Source organism: Allobosea sp. Tri-44 (genome assembly GCF_004123845.1).
In the GTDB taxonomy this organism is placed as follows: Bacteria; Pseudomonadota; Alphaproteobacteria; order Rhizobiales; family Beijerinckiaceae; genus Allobosea.
The window spans coordinates 1-1,146 of sequence record NZ_NBDP01000051.1 but is presented as its reverse complement, the minus strand read 5'-3'; the positions used below and the strand labels follow the sequence as shown (position 1 = coordinate 1,146).

General features: G+C 66.3%; 1 protein-coding gene. It reads right to left on the bottom strand.

The features are described from left to right. Positions 1 to 24 precede the first annotated feature (24 nt). Positions 25 to 963, bottom strand: a complete 939-nt coding sequence (locus tag B6S44_RS24970; RefSeq protein WP_129159583.1) for an IS110 family RNA-guided transposase — start codon at positions 961 to 963, stop codon at positions 25 to 27. Positions 964 to 1,146 lie beyond the last annotated feature (183 nt).

Below are 1,146 nucleotides of genomic sequence, written 5' to 3'. Positions count from 1 at the left end.
AGGGGTGAGCGACTGTCTTGGTGGTCAAGCGTCTTGTTCGCGCCATGGTTGTTGGTCCCGGATGACGGCATTGAGGATCGTGACGAGTTTTCGGGCCGTCGCGATGATGGCGACGAGCTTTGGCTTTCCGGCTGCGACGAGCTTGTCGCGGAAAGCTTTGAGGGTCGGATTGTGACGGGCAGCGACCATGGCACCCATGAACAGGGCGGCGCGGACGGCGGCTCTGCCGCCACCGATCAAGCTCTTGCCGCGCCACTGCCCGGACTGGCGCGTCCAGGGTGCAAGCCCGACCAGCGCCGCGATCTGGCGTCGGCCGAGGGAGCCGAGTTCGGGCAGTTCGGCGATCAGGGTTCGGGCAATGGTCCGACCGATGCCGGGCACCGAAGCGAGCAGGTCCTCCTTGTCCCGCCAGGCTGGCGAACCGCGCACGGCATCGTCAATATCGCCATCGAGGCTGGCGAGTTCCTTTTCCAGTGCCTTGACCAGCCGCACGATGCTCCTGGCGATCCGAGCCGGCGCTCGCTTCTGGCGCTGGCGCTCCGCCCCGATCATCGCCACGATCTGGCGCCGGCGCGAGACCAGATCGGCCAGAAGCTGCGTCGCTTCATCCGGCAACGGCCGGATCGCTGGCTTCGTCGCCTCGACGAAATGGGCGATCACGGCAGCATCGATCGGATCGGCCTTGGCGCGCTTGCCCAAGGCATTGGCGAAGGCGCGCACCTGCGCTGGATTGACCACGACCACTGGCAACCCCGCACCGACCAGTCCCGCGGCGACCACCGTCTCGAACCCGCCTGTCGCCTCGACCGCGATGGCGGCCGGATCGAGTGGACTGAGCCTCTCGATCAAAGCGGCGATCCCGTCGCCGTCGCGCCTGACGAAGAACGCGTCTCCGCCCGGCCGGACATGGACGTCCAGACGGTCCTTCGACACATCGATTCCAACAATGGCGGTGGCGTCCATCCTGTCCCATCCTTGCGCAAGCGGGCTTCGCTTCGAGCGGCCCAAGCGACTGTTCGGGGTCGATGGATCGGCAGGCGAAGACCCTGGCTCACCCACGGGCTTGCTGTCCCTGAGGGTCGTCGGTCTTCCGCCTGCCACCGCACCCGCCAGTGTAGCAGATGAGGCAAAATCAGAGTTACAAGG